Origin of the sequence: Imperialibacter sp. (genome assembly GCF_040222815.1) — a bacterium.
GTDB lineage: Bacteria > Bacteroidota > Bacteroidia > Cytophagales > Cyclobacteriaceae > Imperialibacter.
In genome coordinates, this window is the sequence record NZ_JAVKCH010000025.1 from 40,466 (window position 1) to 58,429 (window position 17,964).

Consider the following 17,964-nt stretch of genomic DNA (forward strand, 5'->3'; position numbering starts at 1 on the left):
CCTTTTATCCAGAACAAATTTTATTATTGATCTGAAAACCAATCCTGCTCGATCATGATAGAAGGCCCGCTGCTGCTCGTTGTCATCCTTTTGGCTGTTGTGCTGATTGTAGTTGGGGCCTCGGTCTTCAAAGTGCACCCTTTCATCATGTTGCTTATTGCGTCGTTATTAGTAGGCATTGTGGTGGGCATTCCGGCCATTAAAGTAGTAGGTTTTATAAATGACGGCTTCGGGAGTATCATTGGCGGCATTGGTATTGTCATCATATTGGGCAGCATTCTGGGCGTGATTCTGGAGAAATCTGGCGCTGCTATCAAGATTGCCGAATTCATCCTTCAAACGATTGGTCGAAAGAGTCCTGAGCTGGGGATTGGTTTCCTCGGAGCCCTTGTGAGTATTCCCGTCTTTTGCGATTCAGGCTTTATAATCCTTTCAAGGCTTTGTCATGTAATGGCGAAGAAAAGAAACGTCGCCGCCGGTTCTTTATTCCTCTCTTTGGCAGGCGGCATGTACACTACCCACACCCTTGTGCCTCCAACGCCAGGGCCTATTGCAGCGGCGGGTAACCTGGGCGGCGAAAGCTACTTAGGTTTGGTGATCATTTCAGGACTGCTTATTTCCATCCCCGTGGTTTTAATTGCCGTGGCGTACTCAAAGTATATTTTCAAGAAATACCCTTACGGAGCTGAACTTACTGATAGCCCCATTATTTCTGATCAGTATTTGCCTTCGCTGGGCCTTTCTATGAGCCCTATTTTTGTTCCATTAATCTTGATTGGTCTTGGCTCGGTTGCTCAGTTTGTTGGTTTCCAAAACACCCTGATAGATGCCCTGGTCTTTTTAGGAAACCCCGTCATCGCTTTGCTGGCAGGTTTGCTTATAGCGGTGCCGTTGTTAAAGTATATAGGTAAGGCCGAACGCTCGTCATCTTTTCAGGAAGGCCTTGTTCAAGCCGGGCCCGTACTTATTCTCACAGGTGCTGGTGCTGCGTTTGGTGCTGTGCTAAAGGCCACACCTATGGCCCAAATGGTGGAAGGCTGGCTAAGTGGCGGAGATGCCGGTGGTATTTATTTTATTCTGGCGGGCTTTGTTTTCACAGCCATTCTCAAGACCTCGCAAGGGTCTACCACCTCGGCCATGGTGATTACCTCTTCCATACTTGGCACGCTGTTGCCGCTTGGTGGGCTTGATAACCCTACAGGCATTGTGCTCATGGTGGCAGCCATTGGTGGGGGAGGGATGACAGTATCCCATGCGAATGACTCTTTCTTTTGGGTGGTGGCCCAGTTCTCAGGGATCAGGGACATTAAAGTCGCCTACCGTACCATCACCCTCATGTCGTTGCTTCAAGGGTGTACGATCTTATTTATTACAATTCTGGCGTTTTTAGTACTTCTGTAAAAAGCACGCCGAAACCCCCTGTTAGCCAAAAATGCTCACTTTTGGCTTTTTGTTACAAATGCCAAAAGTAGTCTATAGAAAGATTAACTCCCCATATCGAGTCATAGTCTTCATTCGTCGAATGCTGCCCTCCGGCATTAGTTGCCCTCCGTATTCAATAATAGATTTGAAGTATTATTTGAAACAATCAGCGCAATGAAATCAGCATTCTCAACCATTTTAGTACTAGTTTTCTCCTTGCAGGTAGCTAACGCACAGACGACCTATACGTCGAAGGCCAACGGCAACTGGCATACCGGAACTACATGGAACGGTAACGCCGTACCAACTGAATGGGCTGGTACAAAGAATCACGTTACCATCAATCATAATATTACCGGCACGACAAGTGGCTCTATCAACGGACTTGGAAATGTCACCCTTACCAGCGGAAAAACTTTCACTTCTACAGGGAACCTTACATTGTCGAACATCACCAATTTCGTTTCCAATGGAACAATTACAATAAATGGTGATTTGACAATTCCAGCTACATCCCTCACGATCAACTCGGGAACGCTTGTGGTTACTGGTAAATTGACTGTCACTTACGGAAGTACCTTGACGATTAAATCTGGAGCGTCTTTCACCGCAGCCAGTATGGAAGTAACAAGCAATAGCGATGCTGTAGTTAATCTTTATGGTAATGGGCGTGTAACATCCGATTTGAAAATGAATGGCGTGTTCAATGTCTACCAGGGCGGTTACCTCGACGTGGACAGAGACGTTACTTCTTCTGGTGGAGCTGGGAGGTTCAATATAAGTGGTGAAGTGAACATTGATAGGGATTTGACTTTATCATCTGGCCCTGGCGTAGGCACTCCAATGCTGACAGTTACGCCTACAGGTCGACTTGTCGTTGGAAGACATTTTGGGATCAGCGGCGGGACGTCTGCCACTATTGACGGGGCTATAGATGTGGCACAGCACATTAGATTGGGAAATCCCTCTGGTGGTTCGCAGATCAATGGCACCGGAACAGCGACTTGGGGTGGTAACTTTCAGATGTCGAACAATGGTTCAACTGTCAACGGACATGATTACACCAACCCTCCTTCAAGTAGCCCCTTTGACCTTGGAAGCTATTCAGCAGTGGTTCTCCCTATCAAACTTGCTGCTTTCACTTTGGGCAAATCGGGGCAGGACATTCTGGTGAAATGGACGACATCAATGGAAGAGAACTTCGAATATTTTTCTGTACAGCGCTCAACGAACGGTGTTGACTTCGAAGAAGTTGCACAAATCAATGGCAAAGGTTGGTCAGAAGTGTTGAATGACTATGATTATACTGACACTTCAGCGCCTGCTGGTCGCTTGTACTACAGACTTCAGTCTTTCGACTTCGACGGCTACACTGAGATATTCAAAGTGCTGAGCATCGAAAAAAGCAGGTTCGCTACTTCATCTTTCAGCGCCTATCCTAATCCGTTATCAGGCACCGAGCTGACCCTGTCTGAAGGCAGCGTATCAACTGAAGCAGTTGCGATCAATATCTTCGATCAGTCTGGTGTGCTTATTAAAACAGTAGAGCTGGCACCTTTCCAAAACACAGTTGACTTGAACGACCTTCAGGCTGGTGTTTATATCCTGAAAAGCAGTGCAAGTGGCGAGGTGTTTAGATTGATCAAGAAGTAATAACTAAGCTACCTGGCATAGCCGGCGTACTTTAGATCATCAACTCCCTGAATAGGATTAACAGAGCCATTTTTCAACAGAAGCACGGTGTCGCTGCTGTCGATAACCTGCTGGTAGCGATGGTCAGTTAGCAAGATACCTTTCACTTGTGCCTGAGATCGGATAACGGGCAACAATTGCTCAACCTGCAAAGGTGATAAAAAGGAGAAGGGCTCATCCAGCAGAACGAAATGACTTCTGGAATGGAGGAAGAGCAGTGCTTCCAGTAGTTTTCTTTCACCTGTAGAAAGCTTAGAAAACCGTGTATTGAAATGCTTTTTGACCACTTCGTGGCATAAAACCCTCTCAACTTGATTACCGTCACAATCGAACAGCGTCAATAGCCCCTTAAATGTGAGGTGAGTAGGAATACTGGCAAACTGCGGCATATAACTGACTAGCCCTCGTTTTTGGAAAGCGTTCGTGATATATTTCGAATTCCATCTTACCGAACCGCCTCCGGGACTGGCAGTGCCAAACAGGATATTGAATAGTGTTGACTTTCCTGCACCATTTCTGCCCAGCAAGCCCGTTACCTTACCAGTTTCACACTTAATGTAGGCACCAGCCAACACGCTGTGGCTTCCATAATGGAAGTCTATCGAATCACCCTCCAATACATGGTGTGGCATCATGTGATCGAATTGGTAATTGCTACAGCACCTAAGAACAGAATAATATCAGAGAGACCAGCTATTGCTAGAAGTGCAGGCACCGACAGACCAAGATTATGAAAAAATGTAAGCTGGTGGTCTTTGGAGAAGTAATAAAGAGCGCAAATAGCGAGGAAACCGACAACCTTGATCCAGAAAATGTAGATAAGCCCCAACCAACCTATATTGACATAGATCACCAGCGCCAAGCTACTAAATATCAGCGTATACACTACGAACGCTCTGAAAATCAATAAGTAAATCTGCCAGTACCGATTCAAGTCAGTGTTAGTTGGTAAAAGACGGCCATTCCAACCACCTGACTTAAAATACGACTGACCAACCGAAATATTTTACCAGCTCCTATTATTTATGCTATCTTCAAGCCTTTACTTTAAAAACGACAACACTGCTTGTAAGTATGCGGCCTTTTCTGGATCATAATTTCCTGCTTTCTAACAACACTGCGGAGTACCTCTATTTTGAACATGCCAGGGATCAACCAATCATAGATTACCATTGTCATCTGTCGCCAAAGGACATCGCTGAGGACAGGCGTTTTAAAACACTGACCGAAATTTGGCTGGAGGGCGACCACTACAAATGGCGGGCCATGCGGGCCAATGGCGTCAATGAAAAGTATTGCACTGGCGATGCTTCCGACTATGAGAAGTTTGAAAAATGGGCTGAAACGGTTCCCTACACCATGCGGAATCCGCTCTACCACTGGACGCATATGGAACTGCAAAGACCATTTAGTATTCATAAAATTCTTAACCCTTCTTCCGCTAGGGAAATATATGATGAGGCCAACGAACAGTTAGGTGCTAAGTGGACGGTAAGAAGCATTTTGGAGAACATGAAAGTGGAGACCATTTGCACCACCGATGATCCTTCCGACGATCTCTCTTATCATCAGGCGCTTCAAAAGGAAGGGTATAAAATCAAGGTGTTTCCTGCTTTCAGGGCCGATAAAGTGGTTCTTGCCAGCGATGCAGTCAGCTTCAATGCCTATTTGGATAGACTTGAAAAGGCAGCCTCGCAGAGCATTTCAACCCTCACTGATCTCCTGTCTGCATTGCAAGGTCGGCACGACTTCTTTGCATCGCTTGGCTGCAAGCTGAGCGACCATGGGCTGGAGACCTTCTATGCTGCCGACTTTACTGAGGCGGAGGCTGCAAAGGTTTTTGCGGAGCTGCGATCCGGGAAAATGCCTGCCAGGGCCGACATGCTGCTTTATCAATCGTTCATGTTGCACCAGCTGGCCCTAATGGATCATGAAAAAGGCTGGACGCAGCAGTTCCACATCGGTGCCCTTCGCAACAATAGCAAGCGCATGCTGGATACCTTGGGGCCAGATACCGGCTTCGACAGCATGGGCGATTTTGAGCATGGCAGAGCGATGAGTCGCTTCTTCGATAGACTCGATACAACGGATCAACTGGCAAAGACCATTCTCTACAACCTCAACTCAAGAGACAACGAGCTTTTCGCTACTATGGCAGGCAACTTTAATGACGGATCTACACCCGGCAAGATGCAATACGGCTCGGCTTGGTGGTTTCTCGACCAGAAGGACGGGATGGAAAAGCAAATCAATGCGTTGTCGAATATGGGGCTCCTCAGCCGGTTTGTTGGTATGCTTACAGACAGCCGCAGCTTTCTTTCTTATCCCCGGCATGATTATTTCCGAAGGATTCTGTGTAATTTGATCGGAACTGATGTAAACAACGGTGAATTGCCAAATGACCGGGAGTGGCTGGGCAAAATGGTGGAGGATATCTGCTATTTCAATGCTAAATCATATTTTGGATTTAATAAATAAATAAGGTGACAACAACTTCCCTAAGGTACCTGCTTTGCTTTTTTTTAATGCTAACGATTGCAGGCTGCGCTGTGAAAAGTGATGTGAAGGTGATTAAGCTAGGCCACGCTCTCGACGTAAACCACTCGGTGCATAAGGCGATGGTCTTTTTGGCCGAGAAAGTAGATGAGAAGTCAAACGGCAAGATGCGAATTGATGTCTATCCCAATGGACAGCTAGGGTCAGAAAGGGAGCTGCTTGAACTGTTACAAATCGGCTCTATCGGAATGACAAAAGCTTCCGCAGCGGTGTTGGAAAGCTTTATGCCCTCCATGGCCGTGGTTAACCTGCCTTATGTTTTTCATAGCAAAGATCATTACCGCAAGGTGCTGGGGGGCGAAATTGGGCGGGAGCTTTTGACAAGTGGCGAGGAGTTCTGGATGAGGGGCATGTGCTTTTATGATGCGGGCAGCCGTAGCTTTTATTCCAAAGACAAGCCCATCATGAGGCCGGAAGACCTTCAGGGGCTCAAAGTGAGGGTGCAATCCAGCGCATCAGCTATTCAAATGGTGAGGTTGCTGGGTGGTTCTGCTACCCCTATACCGTTCGGCGAGCTTTACACTGCTCTTCAGCAAGGTGTTGTTGACGCTGCGGAAAATAACCCACCCAGCCTTTACCTGACCAGGCACTATGAAGTTTGTCGCTATTATAGCCTCAATGAGCACACTTTCGTGCCCGACGTAATGCTGGTGAGTACCCATACATGGAACGACTTGAACGACGAACAAAAGAAGTGGCTTAGCGAAGCCTCCTATGAGTCGGCGGTGCATCAGAGAACGCTTTGGGAGGAGTCGGAAAAAGAGGCGCTGGATGCTATGATTGCCGATGGGGTGCACGTTGAGTATCCAGAAAAGGGGCCATTTATTGAGAAAGTAAAGCCGATGCTGGATGCATTTGCGAATACCGAATACCGAAAAAAACTACTTGAAAGAATTGAAGCCGTAGATGAAAGCTCTCAGACAGAAAATTGACAAAATAACGGAAGCGAGCCTGGTTATCCTCATGGCCCTTTTGGTGTTGGATGTCCTTTGGCAGGTGGCGTCCCGCTATATTTTGAGGAGTCCCAGCTCGTTTACCGATGAATTGGCCAGGTACCTGCTTATTTGGGTGGCCCTCATAGGTGCTGCCTATGCCACAGGCAAAAATATGCACCTTGCCATCGACATTCTTCCTGGTAAACTGGAAGGAGCTAAGGCAGTTTTGCTTCATCGATTCATCTATTTTTTGATACTGATTTTCGCTGCATTAGTGATGGTCGTTGGAGGCATCAGGCTTGTGTATATATCTTTCGCTTTGGGTCAGCTTGCAGCCACCCTTCAGGTATCGCTAGCCTACGTATACATCTCACTGCCTGTCAGCGGGCTTCTAATTTGTTTTTACTGTATTCATGAAATGATCAAAGGGAGGGCCGAAGTATGAACTGGACAGAGATAGCCATTTTAGTATTGACTTTCGTTGTGCTGTTGGGCATTGGTGTGCCTGTTGCTTATAGCATCGGACTTTCTTCCCTTGTCACCATCCTCATTACGATGGATCCGGTGATTGCCTTTACCACACTGGCACAGCGAATGGCCACGGGCATTGATAGCTTTTCACTCCTGGCCATACCGTTCTTTGTGCTGGCGGGGCAGTTGATGAACAAGGGTGGTATAGCCAGTCGCCTGATTGACCTGGCAAGGGCCATGGTTGGGCCGCTTCCCGGCGGGCTGGCCTTCATTAACATACTGGCATGTATGCTGTTTGGAGCCATTTCCGGCTCTTCTGTCGCTGCTGCTTCGGCCATTGGTGGTTTTATGGTACCCAGAATGGAAAAGGAAGGTTACGATAAAGCGTTCGGCGCTGCTGTGAACCTCACCTCTGCATCTACTGGCCTGGTCATTCCACCGAGCAATATTCTCATTGTGTTTAGCCTGGCGAGTGGTGGAGTTTCTATCGCAGCGCTGTTCCTGGCTGGCTATATTCCCGGTCTTCTGATTGGCCTTGCATTGATGATCGTTGCTGGCGTTGTGGCCCTGAAAAAAGGATACAAATCGAGCGAGACAACGAGTGTAAAGATATTCTTTAAAAGCTTTTTCGGGGCATTGCCAAGCCTTTTGCTTTTGGTAATCGTCATTGGAGGCATTATCGCTGGCATCTTCACAGCCACCGAGGCGTCGGCCATTGCAGTGCTCTACACCCTGATCCTGTCGATGATCGTGTATAAAGAGGTGAAGTACAAAGACCTTCCAAAGATTTTGCTCGATACCACCATGACGACGACCATCGTATTGATGTTGGTGGCGACCTCCATGGGCATGTCGTGGGTACTTTCCTACGAAAATATTCCGCAGGGCGTTAGCGACTTTTTGCTTAATGTGAGCGATAATCCGATTGTGATTCTGCTAATTATTAACCTGCTATTGCTGGCCGTGGGAACCTTTATGGACATGACGCCTGCTGTACTGATCTTCACACCTATTTTTCTGCCGGTAGTGGTGCAAATGGGCATGAACCCCATTCATTTCGGTATTGTGATGGTGATGAACCTTTGTATTGGACTTTGTACACCGCCAGTAGGCTCTCTGCTCTTTGTGGGTTGCAGTGTGGCCGACTTAAGCATTCAAAAGGTGCTCAAACCGTTACTTCCGCTGTTTTTGGCTATGATAGCTGTGCTGTTGCTGGTTACCTATGTACCAGCGCTCAGCTTGTGGTTGCCGGAACTGTTTGGGTATTAGTTCTTCCGATACTTTTTAAGAGCGGGGTCTTTGATTTTAATTTCAATGACTCCGTTCTTACCATCTTCTCCGAACCTGTCAGTGGCGGCTGTTCCCTTGTAGACAGATAAGGCCTGGATATCTTCTGGGTTGACGTCATCGATACTCGATATTTTCTTATCGATTGTCGGCTTTTCATCTCCCCCATATAGGATGAAGAGAGGCTCTTTTTTGACATCAATACCAGTGTCACTTTGCTTTTTGATGATGATTTTTGAATCCTCATCGAAGCCTAAAGTCAGTTCGAAGGCTTTGCTGTACTCGGGATTTTGTTTTTTGATATCATCAAGTTTTGATTGCTGATCTGCTGTCAGTAAGTTCTTGATTTCTATCAAAGATTTTAGTTTTATCTTCTTTATTTCACTTTCGAGGGCAAGGACTTCACTGAAACTTTTGTCTAGCGCATCATAGTTGACTTCTGAAGTCGCCATAGCGTCCTGAAATGCCAGCAAGGCTTTTGACCACTCGGTCTTTTTGGCGTTGAATCGTGCGTTATTCTTTTCGAATATGGTACGTAACTGGTCTGACTGCTCTTGTGTTAGCTTAATAGCATTTTTGTTTTTTATGATCAAATCCGGTTCGTAAAGTGCCGACGCAAATGGATCAGAAATCTGTGCATAGGAGGTCATTGAACCTGTAAGAAGCAGCATTAAACATATTGTGATTATATTTTTCATCGTGATAGGATTAAAAGTTTGTTAACAGCTTGTCCGTGGGAGTTTCCCAGGTCATCATATCGCTGTTTTGATCAACTGAAGACTGTGTTTCAATAAGCGATCTTGCATCCACCACTTTGGACGGTTGAAGACTTCGGTACCAAAAGCCTCCGACAAAAAGAATGATATTGATGGTTGCAGCGACAACAGCCCAAACGGGTAGCTTTTGCTGCTTTTGCTGAAGCAGTAGTTTAGCCAAAGGCGGAACCTCATGGGATGCGTCGCCCTTTTTCATTTCAAGAAAAAAGTCTTTTAGCTCGTCTTCTTCGCTTTTCATATCGCTTTCTTTAATTGTGAAGCCAATATCAATTCTCTAAGTCTCTTCTTACCTCTGTCGTAGTGAGTTCTGGCAGTGCCAATGCTCGTTTCCATTACTTCGGCTGCCTTTTCCAGCGTCATGTCGTGGTAAAAAACAAGCAACAGCAGTTCAGCCTGGCGCCCAGGTAGCTGACTTATCATGTATTCATAGTTAACTAAATCACTTTCATTCTTAGGTTCACCTACCTGAACGCCATCAATGTCAAGGTGTCGGGTGGCGTGCAACTGCTGAGCACTCAGGAGGTCCATGGCAGTGAACCTGATGACGCTGAAAAGCCAGGTTTTAAAGCTTGATTTGCCGTGGAAGAGTGCTCTTTTCTCCAGCACCTTCAGGTAAGCTGTCTGCAAAACATCTTCAGCTAAATCAGGCTGAAAGCGACAGCATTGTCTGGCCCAGAACCAGGCCTCTTTGTGATGTACTTCCAGTTGCTCCCTTGTTGTCATCTGCTAGCTTAGTCTGGAAAGGAAGGGTATTATATGACAAGCTTTCTGAAAAAGTTGAAAAAGCTCGGTTACTTGGTAAAGTTTTCCAGAAAAACTTCATTGGTGTAGCCCAGCGCATTGAATCTTATGGTGAGAAGGAGGGGAGGCTCTATGCTGTTCTCGCAGGCTGGCCCTGGTTCCATGTAATACACGAAAAACTTCTGACTTCTGACATAAAGCTCCTGCTTGTCCGGTTTACCCAACAACCTGAGTATTTGAGGTTCATCCAGGCCTTTTATTTTGTCTTTTTGGCTGACAAACACTTCAGTCATCGAAAGTCTGTCTCCATTACATCCGTTGGTGTCACTTTTCCATACCACATCATTATACCCATCCAAATCGGCAGGTAGCCCACAGCCGTAAAACAACAATGCAATGATGGGCAGTAAACTGTACTTTTTCAATTGGCTTAGGTCAGGCATTGATGATTTGATCCGGTTTGGAAGTCAGGGTTCTTATTTTGTACATCCAAATTAAGGAGGCAATGCCAACAACTCCCAGTATATAGACGGGAATTAACGAATAGGTCAAAAAATAAGCCAAAAGTGGTTGAATAAGTTGCCTGATGCGCTCGGCGGTGAAAGCCCACTCTCTCATTTCTATGATACCCCCAAGAATGATGATAGAAACCACAATAGTTACAGCTATTACCGATTTCTCTATGATAGAGAAATTACCTTGATTGAACATAAAGAACGAAGTGCCTCCGAGGACAAACAGGTACTGGAAGATCAGGTACGCCGAAAATGCCGACGGTGGATGCAGGTTGAATTTGTGATAGCCGCCTTTGTCAACTTCAGACACACCCTGATAGCCTCCAAGGTAATCGGGGAGCCAGCCTGGCTTGTTAAACAGGATTCTGAGGCCATCACTCAAAGATCTGACTTTTTTGAGTTGCCCCGCCATGTCGATATAATGCTGTAGGTTGGCTTTGATGGGGTTCCAGGTGTTCACAGGCTTGGTAATGCCATAGGTCGGCCGCTCTTCCTCTTCCTGAAAAGTGCCGAAGAGTCGATCCCAAATAATAAATGTGCCACCATGGTTTTTGTCGATATACTTTGGGTCACGGCCATGATGCACCCTGTGGTGGGAGGGAGTATTGAAAATGTATTCGAACCAGCCTAGTTTGCCAATCGTTTCAGTGTGAATCCAAAACTGGTAGACCGTATTCAGGGCGGCGATTAGCACAAACGTAAGTGTGTCCACACCAATAATTGCCAGTGGAAGATAGAAAAAGAAGGTCCAGAACACCTGAAACGAGCCCTGCCTGAGTGCTACAGAGAAATTGTAGTCCTCGCTTTGATGATGAACCACATGGCCTCCCCAAAATAGGTTGATTTCATGGCTCATCCGGTGAGCCCAATAGTAGCACAAGTCCACACCCAGCCAGATAAGGATAAAAGTGTACCAGGTCACAGGTATATTGAAAAGAGCAAAGTGCTCGTAGATCAACTGATAGGTAGTGACAGTAAGTACTTTAAGGAAGGCGCCTGTGATTTGCTGAGTGATACCGCAGCTCATGTTGGTAAGCGCATCATTCAGCCGGTAAATTTTCCTGTGCTGAAAGTGTTGAATGATGAGTTCTACGCCAATCAGAAGAAAATAGATAGGGATAGAAAGAATGACAGGGTTAATGTTCATGGGTGTTACTAATACAGATAACAATGTAATTAAAAAAGCTGTTTATTTAAGAATACTGACTAGTTTTGCATCCAAATTGATGGCTGTCGCATGAAGAGGGTATTTTCATTTATCAGAATTATTTCGCTGCTTTTTTTTCTGGGCGGACTCCTGTTTGTGTATGCTTACTTGCCGGAAAATGTTTCGTTGTACAGCGATGAACTGGGAACGCCGGTCTATTTCATTTCTAAAAGCCAGTTCTTCTATTACTCATTTGCTTTTTCCCTCATTGTTAACCTTTTGTTGTTCATGTTTGGCAAGGTGCTCGATGGTGTGCCTGTCACTGAAGGAAGAGGTTTCTTTTCATCTGAGGTATTCAAGAACAAAACACTTATTTGGCTGGAGGTGCTCATCAGTCTCATCAACGTATTTTTTGTAACAGGCGCTGTCTTTATAGGCGTTTACAACAATCGGGTCAACCTCGACTTTAATAATTTTGCGTATCTGGTCTATTTGGGCACTTTTCTGATTTTTGCCTGGATTCTTTCTTACGGTTTTGTTCTCCGTTACCGGAGCTATCAACCCTCTTAATATCAGTATTTTAGTGCTGGGGTATTCAATCAATAGTTGAATATAAATCCTTCATTTACAGCAAGTTAAGAGAAATTATATTCCAGAAAATTTCCATAATTATCCTAAATTCACTGCAATTTTTGGCCCCAGATACGGTCAAAATGATGGAAACTTTCTGCGATTGAAGGACTTATGGCAAACGAACAAGCTGCAGTATCAAATTACACCGAAGACAATATTCGTTCACTTGACTGGAAAGAGCATATCAGGCTCAGGCCCGGTATGTATATCGGCAAGCTCGGCGACGGTGCTGCGATGGATGACGGTATTTATGTGATGGTAAAGGAGATCATCGACAACAGTATCGATGAACACATGATGGGCAATGGAAAGGTGATCAACGTGAAGGTGACCGACCATAGGGTGGAGGTGCGTGACTTTGGGCGTGGCATACCTCTTGGTAAAGTCATCGACTGTGTGTCAAAGATCAACACAGGTGGAAAATACGATTCTAACGCCTTTCAAAAATCGGTAGGCTTGAACGGAGTGGGTACCAAAGCTGTGAACGCCCTTTCGGACTACTTCAAGGTGCAGTCATTCAGAGAAGGTCGCACTAAATTGGCCGAGTTTCACCAGGGAGAGCTGACCACAGATGCACCGGAAACAACTACTTCTGAAAGAAATGGTACGCTGACCGTCTTTGAACCCGATGGCACCATCTTCAAGAACTTCCATTTTATTCCTCAGTATCTCGACAATCTGCTTTGGAACTATGCTTTCCTTAATGCCGGATTGACGATCAATTTCAACGGAGTTAAGTATTATTCAGAAAACGGACTTCTTGACCTCCTGAACCGTAAGACCAACGAAGAGGAGTTGCGTTACCCAATTATTCACCTGAAAGGAGAGGACATTGAGATAGCCATTACACATAATAACCAGTACGGCGAAGAATATTACAGCTTTGTTAATGGTCAGTATACAACCCAGGGAGGTACGCACCTGGCGGCTTTCCGGGAAGCGCTGGTGAAAACGGTGAGAGAGTTCTACAAAAAGGACTTTGATGCATCAGACGTGCGTACAAGTATTGTAGGAGCTATTGCCGTGCGTGTGCAGGAGCCTGTGTTTGAGTCTCAAACCAAGACCAAGCTAGGGTCTCAAAGCGTTGGCCCCGAAGGACCAACCATGCGTACTTTCATCAACGACTTTATTAAAAAATACCTCGACGACTTTCTGCACAGTCATCCTTCTGTGGCGGAAGCACTGCAAAAGCGGATTATTCAGTCTGAGAGGGAACGCAAAGAAATTGCAGGTATTAAGAAGCTGGCCAATGACAGGGCAAAAAAGGCCAACCTGCACAACAAGAAGCTGAGAGATTGCCGCATACACTTCGACGACCTGAAGAATGAGCGCCGGGATGATTCCATGATCTTCATTACCGAGGGTGATTCCGCTTCTGGCTCCATCACCAAGTCACGGGACGTTCAAACGCAGGCTGTGTTCAGTTTGCGTGGTAAGCCATTGAACTGCTACAGCCTGACGAAAAAAATTGTGTATGAAAACGAGGAGTTTAACCTTCTTCAACATGCACTCAATATTGAGGATGGGCTGGAAGGGCTTCGCTACCGCAAAATCATTATTTCTACTGATGCTGACGTGGATGGGATGCATATCAGACTACTGATGCTGACTTTCTTTCTGCAGTTTTTTCCTGATCTGGTTCGAAACGGCCATGTGTACATTTTGGAAACACCGCTTTTCAGGGTTAGGAATAAGAAGGAAACTATCTATTGCTATAGCGATGAGGAGAGGCAGCAGGCCATCAACAAGCTTGGGTCTAAGCCGGAAATAACCCGATTCAAAGGACTGGGGGAGATATCACCAGAGGAGTTCGGCAAGTTTATCGGGGAAGATATGCGACTGGAGCCTATCATTTTGAAGAAGGAAACCAAAATTCCTCAATTACTCGAGTTTTTTATGGGCAAGAATACACCAGACAGGCAGATCTTCATTATCGATAACCTGAAGATAGAAAAGGATTTGGTGGAAGAAGTGGTGATAGAGGATTGATTGTAATTTTATTGCAATTATTCATTTATTGTAAATTTTATACAAAATTTATATAATTGTAATTATATTACAAAATAGTAAAAATTGCAATTATGTACTTTGTTTTAATGGGGGACATTGTTGGGAGCTCAGAAAAGAAAGGAGCGACCTTAATGACTAGTTTTAAATCGGTCATTCAATCGGCAAACGGCAACTTTTCGAACCAGATATTGTCTCCACTCACTATCACGTTAGGTGATGAGTTTCAGGGAGTAGTGCATGATCTAAGGTCAGTGATAGATATCATCTTTCATATAGACCAGTCGCTCATTGGCACAAACCCTGAGTTCAGGATCCGATACAGCATGCAATATGGCCCCATTGACACACCGGTCAATAAGGAAAATGCCCATGGCATGCTGGGTGAAGGACTTACCAGGGCCAGAAAAGGCCTGGAAGAGATGAAGCAAAAGAAGTTGCACTATCGCATGGTAACAACGGATAGTCAAACCGACGATATGTTGAATGGGTTGTTTCGATTGTACGACTCTTTCTACAGTGACTGGTCAAAAAATGACCGTGAATACCTGGAGCGCTTCTTTGAGCAGGACGATTATAAGTGGGTAGGAGAGCAGCTTTCAAAAGACCCATCCACAGTTTGGAGAAAACGTATTTCCCTCAAGCTGGATGAATTTAACATAGCTAAGGAGTTGATAAGATCAACAGCAAACGCATTTGAATGAGCCACTGGGTATACATCATACTGGTTTTAATTGGCGGCGAAGCATTGTCGGTGCTGTTGTTTTGGCTCTTGTCAAAAATATTCACAGGCAAGGACGGGGCAGGCATAAGCAAGCGATCCGTTTTCAAAGGCATAGTGGAGCGTCTATTCCTTTTTTTCGCACTAACACACGACTTGCCCCATGTGCTGACACTGCTGGGAGCGCTAAAAATTGCTACGAGAATTAAGGATGAAAACAAAATATCAAACGATTACTTTTTAGTAGGCAACCTGCTGTCGATCAGCCTGGCCATTGCCTATTTTATTATCTGGAGAGAAGTTTTGAAGTAAAGTATGGAAGAAGAGAACCTTAACAGTCACGAAGGAGAAGATCAGATTCACGATGTGGTAGCAGTTTCGGGTATGTACGAAAGCTGGTTCCTCGATTATGCATCTTATGTAATTTTGGAAAGGGCCGTGCCGGCGATTGAAGACGGATTCAAGCCAGTACAACGGCGTATCCTGCACGCCATGAAGGAAATGGACGATGGTCGCTTCAACAAAGTGGCGAACATCATAGGTAGTACCATGCAGTACCATCCGCACGGCGACGCTTCCATTGGCGATGCCATTGTTAATATTGGTCAGAAGGACCTGCTGATTGAAACCCAGGGCAACTGGGGAGATATCCGCACAGGAGACAGAGCCGCAGCACCCCGTTACATCGAAGCCCGATTGTCGAAGTTTGCTCTCGAAGTGGTTTTCAATCCGCAAACCACCAACTGGCAGCTTTCTTACGATGGCCGTAAACGTGAGCCAGTCACTCTTCCGGTTAAATTTCCGCTACTTCTGGCGCAGGGAGTGGAAGGTATTGCTGTTGGCCTCTCCACAAAGCTGTTGCCGCACAACTTCCGGGAGCTGATCGAAGCTTCCATTGCCGTGCTTAAAGGCAAAAAGACCAATATTATGCCCGACTTTCCTACAGGTGGTCTGGCAGACTTTTCTGACTACAATGAAGGCAAGAGGGGCGGCAAAGTCCGTGTGAGAGCCAAAATAGAGGAACTCGACAAAAAGACGCTCATCATCAAAGACATTCCATTTGGCACCACCACCACTAACCTGATGGACTCTATCGTGAAAGCCAACGATAAGGGAAAGATCAAGGTCAAAAAGGTGGTGGACAACACGGCCAAGGATGTTGAAATTGAGGTGCATCTGGCACCGGGCGTGTCGCCTGATATCACTATCGATGCCTTGTACGCCTTCACCGATTGTGAAGTATCCATTTCTCCCAACGCCTGTGTGATTGTTGAAGACAAGCCTGTATTCATGTCGGTCAATGACATTCTGAAGGTTTGTACCAATCAAACGGTCAACCTGCTCAAGCGGGAGCTGGAAATAAGAAGAGCAGAATTGATGGAAAAAATGCTCTTTTCTTCATTGGAAAAGATATTTATCGAAAACCGAATCTATCGGGACATTGAAGAATGTGAAACCTGGGAAGCTGTTTTGGATACTATTGATAAAGGGCTTGATCCTTTCAAAAACCAGTTTTACCGTGAGATTGTACAGGACGACATTCTGAAACTGACTGAAATCAAGATCAAGAGAATCTCCAAATTTGACTCCTTCAAGGCCGACGAGCTGATGAAGAAACTTCAGGAAGAGTTGGAAGAAGTCAACTATAACCTGGAGAACCTGGTGGAATATGCTATCAAGTATTACCAAAGCCTTCTTGATAAATACGGTAAAGGAAGAGAGAGGCTTACCGAAATAGCTCAGTTCGATACTATTGCGGCTACCGTGGTGGCGGCCAACAACCAGAAGCTGTATGTCAACCGAGCAGATGGCTTCATAGGCTACGGACTGAAGAAGGACGAATACATATGCGAGTGCTCTGATCTGGACGATATCATCGCCTTCAGGAGGGATGGGAAGTTTTCTGTCGTCAAAATACAGGACAAGGTGTTTGTCGGTAAGGACATCCTTTACGCAGGTGTGTTCAAGAAAAACGATGAACGCATGGTGTACAATGCCGTGTATGTAGATGGCAAATCAGGCCGATCCATGATCAAGCGCTTCCAGGTGCTGGGCGTTACCCGTGACAAAGAATATGACGTCAGCAAAGGCGAAAAAGGCTCCAGGGTATTGTATTTTTCGGCCAATCCTAATGGAGAGGCGGAAATCATTAATATCAGCCTTACATCCGGCTCGAAGGCCAAGAAGAAAGTTTTTGATTTTGATTTTTCGGAAATAGAGATCAAAGGCCGTGCTTCGCAGGGCAATATTCTGACGAAATATCCAGTAAGAAAGATCGTATTGAAGGAAGCAGGCAGGTCAACGCTGGGTGGACTCGATATATGGTACGACGCCACCATCGGACGACTCAATACTGACGATAGGGGAGAGCATCTTGGTAATTTCCTGGCGGACGATAAAATCATTGCCTTCTATCAGGATGGCAGCTATGAGCTTACTTCGTTTGAGCTGACTAATAGATTTGACTATCATCAAATCCTCGCTCTTCAGAAATTCAACCCGAAAGCCGTTATCAGTGCAGTGTACTTAGATGGGAAGACGAAGGTACACTTTGGTAAGCGATTCCAGATTGAGACTAGTACGGTAGAAAAGAAATTTGTGTTCATTTCTGAGGAAAAGGGATCTAAGCTGCTACTGGTGAGTTCGCATGCGTCGCCATCTTTTGAAGTCAGTTATAAAAAGAAGGGCAGCAAGGAAACAGAAAAAGAGATCATTGTATTTGAGGAATTCATTGACATCAAGGGATGGAAGGCAGTTGGTAACAAATTAAATTTCCCAGACATCAAAAAGCTGGAGTGGTTGGCCAATGAAGACCCAGGGACAGAGGAGAAGGATGACAATGATGACGACTCTGGGCCAGACACTACTGAAACTGGTGGTGACACCTCACCGGCAGCAACCGACGATAAGCAGGAAATAGCTGAAACAGTAAAGAAGTTGAAGGAAGAGTTCAGCAAAGAAACTGATGAGAATTTTGACGTGGGAAGCAGCATAGACCTGGATATTAAAAAACCAAAAAGCAATGGAGAGGACCAACTTGGTCTTTTCTGATTTGCAGACA

18 protein-coding genes are annotated in these 17,964 nt (G+C 45.5%); 11 read left to right on the forward strand and 7 right to left on the reverse strand.

Annotated features, from left to right (window positions below; translation table 11 throughout):
* Positions 1 to 54: 54 nt before the first annotated feature.
* Both RIF36_RS13105 and RIF36_RS13110 read left to right on the forward strand, forming a co-directional pair.
* Positions 55 to 1,401: a GntP family permease gene (locus tag RIF36_RS13105; RefSeq protein WP_350119104.1), complete on the forward strand. Its 1,347-nt coding sequence runs from the start codon at positions 55 to 57 to the stop codon at positions 1,399 to 1,401.
* A gap of 195 nt (positions 1,402 to 1,596) precedes the next feature.
* Positions 1,597 to 3,075, forward strand: a complete 1,479-nt coding sequence (locus RIF36_RS13110) for a T9SS type A sorting domain-containing protein (RefSeq protein WP_350071283.1) — start codon at positions 1,597 to 1,599, stop codon at positions 3,073 to 3,075.
* 8 nt (positions 3,076 to 3,083) lie between these two features.
* On the opposite strand, the gene RIF36_RS13115 is transcribed toward RIF36_RS13110, so the two are convergent.
* Both RIF36_RS13115 and RIF36_RS13120 read right to left on the reverse strand, forming a co-directional pair.
* Positions 3,084 to 3,749 (reverse strand): ATP-binding cassette domain-containing protein, encoded by a 666-nt coding sequence (locus RIF36_RS13115; RefSeq protein ID WP_350071286.1) that lies wholly within the window; start codon positions 3,747 to 3,749, stop codon positions 3,084 to 3,086.
* Entirely contained in the window at positions 3,746 to 4,048 is a 303-nt protein-coding gene (locus RIF36_RS13120) for a hypothetical protein (protein ID WP_350119107.1), read from the reverse strand. Before RIF36_RS13120 ends, RIF36_RS13115 begins: the two co-directional genes overlap by 4 nt.
* A 140-nt stretch (positions 4,049 to 4,188) precedes the next feature.
* On the opposite strand from RIF36_RS13120, the gene uxaC reads away from it, so the two are divergent.
* The 4 genes from uxaC to RIF36_RS13140 are packed head-to-tail and all read left to right on the forward strand — an operon-like array spanning position 4,189 to position 8,345.
* Entirely contained in the window at positions 4,189 to 5,592 is a 1,404-nt protein-coding gene (gene uxaC, locus RIF36_RS13125) for a glucuronate isomerase (protein ID WP_350119110.1), read from the forward strand.
* Positions 5,593 to 5,639: 47 nt separating this feature from the next.
* Positions 5,640 to 6,602 (forward strand): TRAP transporter substrate-binding protein, encoded by a 963-nt coding sequence (locus RIF36_RS13130; protein WP_350119113.1) that lies wholly within the window; start codon positions 5,640 to 5,642, stop codon positions 6,600 to 6,602.
* On the forward strand, positions 6,577 to 7,050 hold the full coding sequence (locus RIF36_RS13135; protein WP_350119116.1) for a TRAP transporter small permease: 474 nt from the start codon (positions 6,577 to 6,579) through the stop codon (positions 7,048 to 7,050). The genes RIF36_RS13130 and RIF36_RS13135 overlap by 26 nt, the downstream gene beginning before the upstream one ends.
* Positions 7,047 to 8,345 (forward strand): TRAP transporter large permease, encoded by a 1,299-nt coding sequence (locus tag RIF36_RS13140; RefSeq protein WP_350071299.1) that lies wholly within the window; start codon positions 7,047 to 7,049, stop codon positions 8,343 to 8,345. The genes RIF36_RS13135 and RIF36_RS13140 overlap by 4 nt, the downstream gene beginning before the upstream one ends.
* On the opposite strand, the gene RIF36_RS13145 is transcribed toward RIF36_RS13140, so the two are convergent.
* From RIF36_RS13145 to RIF36_RS13165, 5 genes are all read right to left on the reverse strand, one after another.
* Entirely contained in the window at positions 8,342 to 9,061 is a 720-nt protein-coding gene (locus RIF36_RS13145) for a Spy/CpxP family protein refolding chaperone (RefSeq protein ID WP_350119119.1), read from the reverse strand. The two genes, RIF36_RS13140 and RIF36_RS13145, sit on opposite strands and share 4 nt — an antisense overlap.
* 10 nt (positions 9,062 to 9,071) lie before the next feature.
* A complete protein-coding gene (locus RIF36_RS13150) occupies positions 9,072 to 9,377 on the reverse strand; it encodes a hypothetical protein (RefSeq protein ID WP_350096225.1) in 306 nt (101 codons plus the stop codon).
* Positions 9,374 to 9,862: an RNA polymerase sigma factor gene (locus tag RIF36_RS13155; RefSeq protein ID WP_350119122.1), complete on the reverse strand. Its 489-nt coding sequence runs from the start codon at positions 9,860 to 9,862 to the stop codon at positions 9,374 to 9,376. Before RIF36_RS13155 ends, RIF36_RS13150 begins: the two co-directional genes overlap by 4 nt.
* 68 nt (positions 9,863 to 9,930) lie before the next feature.
* Positions 9,931 to 10,323 (reverse strand): hypothetical protein, encoded by a 393-nt coding sequence (locus tag RIF36_RS13160; protein ID WP_350119125.1) that lies wholly within the window; start codon positions 10,321 to 10,323, stop codon positions 9,931 to 9,933.
* On the reverse strand, positions 10,316 to 11,542 hold the full coding sequence (locus tag RIF36_RS13165) for a sterol desaturase family protein (protein ID WP_350119128.1): 1,227 nt from the start codon (positions 11,540 to 11,542) through the stop codon (positions 10,316 to 10,318). Before RIF36_RS13165 ends, RIF36_RS13160 begins: the two co-directional genes overlap by 8 nt.
* Before the next feature lie 90 nt (positions 11,543 to 11,632).
* On the opposite strand from RIF36_RS13165, the gene RIF36_RS13170 reads away from it, so the two are divergent.
* The 5 genes from RIF36_RS13170 (at position 11,633) to RIF36_RS13190 (ending at position 17,954) form a co-directional block, all read left to right on the forward strand.
* Complete coding sequence (locus RIF36_RS13170; RefSeq protein WP_151998605.1) at positions 11,633 to 12,112, forward strand: hypothetical protein; 480 nt, start codon at positions 11,633 to 11,635, stop codon at positions 12,110 to 12,112.
* A 174-nt stretch (positions 12,113 to 12,286) separates the two neighbouring features.
* Positions 12,287 to 14,164: a DNA topoisomerase IV subunit B gene (locus tag RIF36_RS13175; RefSeq protein WP_350119131.1), complete on the forward strand. Its 1,878-nt coding sequence runs from the start codon at positions 12,287 to 12,289 to the stop codon at positions 14,162 to 14,164.
* A gap of 92 nt (positions 14,165 to 14,256) precedes the next feature.
* A complete protein-coding gene (locus RIF36_RS13180; protein WP_350086084.1) occupies positions 14,257 to 14,886 on the forward strand; it encodes a SatD family protein in 630 nt (209 codons plus the stop codon).
* Positions 14,883 to 15,215, forward strand: a complete 333-nt coding sequence (locus RIF36_RS13185) for a hypothetical protein (RefSeq protein WP_350119134.1) — start codon at positions 14,883 to 14,885, stop codon at positions 15,213 to 15,215. Before RIF36_RS13180 ends, RIF36_RS13185 begins: the two co-directional genes overlap by 4 nt.
* A gap of 3 nt (positions 15,216 to 15,218) precedes the next feature.
* The gene (locus tag RIF36_RS13190; protein ID WP_350119137.1) at positions 15,219 to 17,954 is read left to right on the forward strand and encodes a DNA gyrase/topoisomerase IV subunit A; all 2,736 of its coding nucleotides are present in this window, start codon (positions 15,219 to 15,221) and stop codon (positions 17,952 to 17,954) included.
* The last annotated feature ends 10 nt before the right edge of the window (positions 17,955 to 17,964 follow it).

Excerpts from the sequence above, each read along its gene's own strand:
- RIF36_RS13180 (WP_350086084.1), top strand. The coding sequence starts at position 14,257 with ATGTACTTTGTTTTAATGGGGGACATTGTTGGGAGCTCAGAAAAGAAA.
- RIF36_RS13150 (WP_350096225.1), bottom strand. The coding sequence starts at position 9,377 with ATGAAAAGCGAAGAAGACGAGCTAAAAGACTTTTTTCTTGAAATGAAA.
- RIF36_RS13155 (WP_350119122.1), bottom strand. The coding sequence starts at position 9,862 with ATGACAACAAGGGAGCAACTGGAAGTACATCACAAAGAGGCCTGGTTC.
- RIF36_RS13145 (WP_350119119.1), bottom strand. The coding sequence starts at position 9,061 with ATGAAAAATATAATCACAATATGTTTAATGCTGCTTCTTACAGGTTCA.
- RIF36_RS13135 (WP_350119116.1), top strand. The coding sequence starts at position 6,577 with ATGAAAGCTCTCAGACAGAAAATTGACAAAATAACGGAAGCGAGCCTG.
- RIF36_RS13140 (WP_350071299.1), top strand. The coding sequence starts at position 7,047 with ATGAACTGGACAGAGATAGCCATTTTAGTATTGACTTTCGTTGTGCTG.
- uxaC (WP_350119110.1), top strand. The coding sequence starts at position 4,189 with ATGCGGCCTTTTCTGGATCATAATTTCCTGCTTTCTAACAACACTGCG.
- RIF36_RS13105 (WP_350119104.1), top strand. The coding sequence starts at position 55 with ATGATAGAAGGCCCGCTGCTGCTCGTTGTCATCCTTTTGGCTGTTGTG.
- RIF36_RS13170 (WP_151998605.1), top strand. The coding sequence starts at position 11,633 with ATGAAGAGGGTATTTTCATTTATCAGAATTATTTCGCTGCTTTTTTTT.
- RIF36_RS13190 (WP_350119137.1), top strand. The coding sequence starts at position 15,219 with ATGGAAGAAGAGAACCTTAACAGTCACGAAGGAGAAGATCAGATTCAC.
- RIF36_RS13115 (WP_350071286.1), bottom strand. The coding sequence starts at position 3,749 with ATGATGCCACACCATGTATTGGAGGGTGATTCGATAGACTTCCATTAT.
- RIF36_RS13160 (WP_350119125.1), bottom strand. The coding sequence starts at position 10,323 with ATGCCTGACCTAAGCCAATTGAAAAAGTACAGTTTACTGCCCATCATT.
- RIF36_RS13130 (WP_350119113.1), top strand. The coding sequence starts at position 5,640 with ATGCTAACGATTGCAGGCTGCGCTGTGAAAAGTGATGTGAAGGTGATT.
- RIF36_RS13165 (WP_350119128.1), bottom strand. The coding sequence starts at position 11,542 with ATGAACATTAACCCTGTCATTCTTTCTATCCCTATCTATTTTCTTCTG.
- RIF36_RS13185 (WP_350119134.1), top strand. The coding sequence starts at position 14,883 with ATGAGCCACTGGGTATACATCATACTGGTTTTAATTGGCGGCGAAGCA.
- RIF36_RS13175 (WP_350119131.1), top strand. The coding sequence starts at position 12,287 with ATGGCAAACGAACAAGCTGCAGTATCAAATTACACCGAAGACAATATT.
- RIF36_RS13110 (WP_350071283.1), top strand. The coding sequence starts at position 1,597 with ATGAAATCAGCATTCTCAACCATTTTAGTACTAGTTTTCTCCTTGCAG.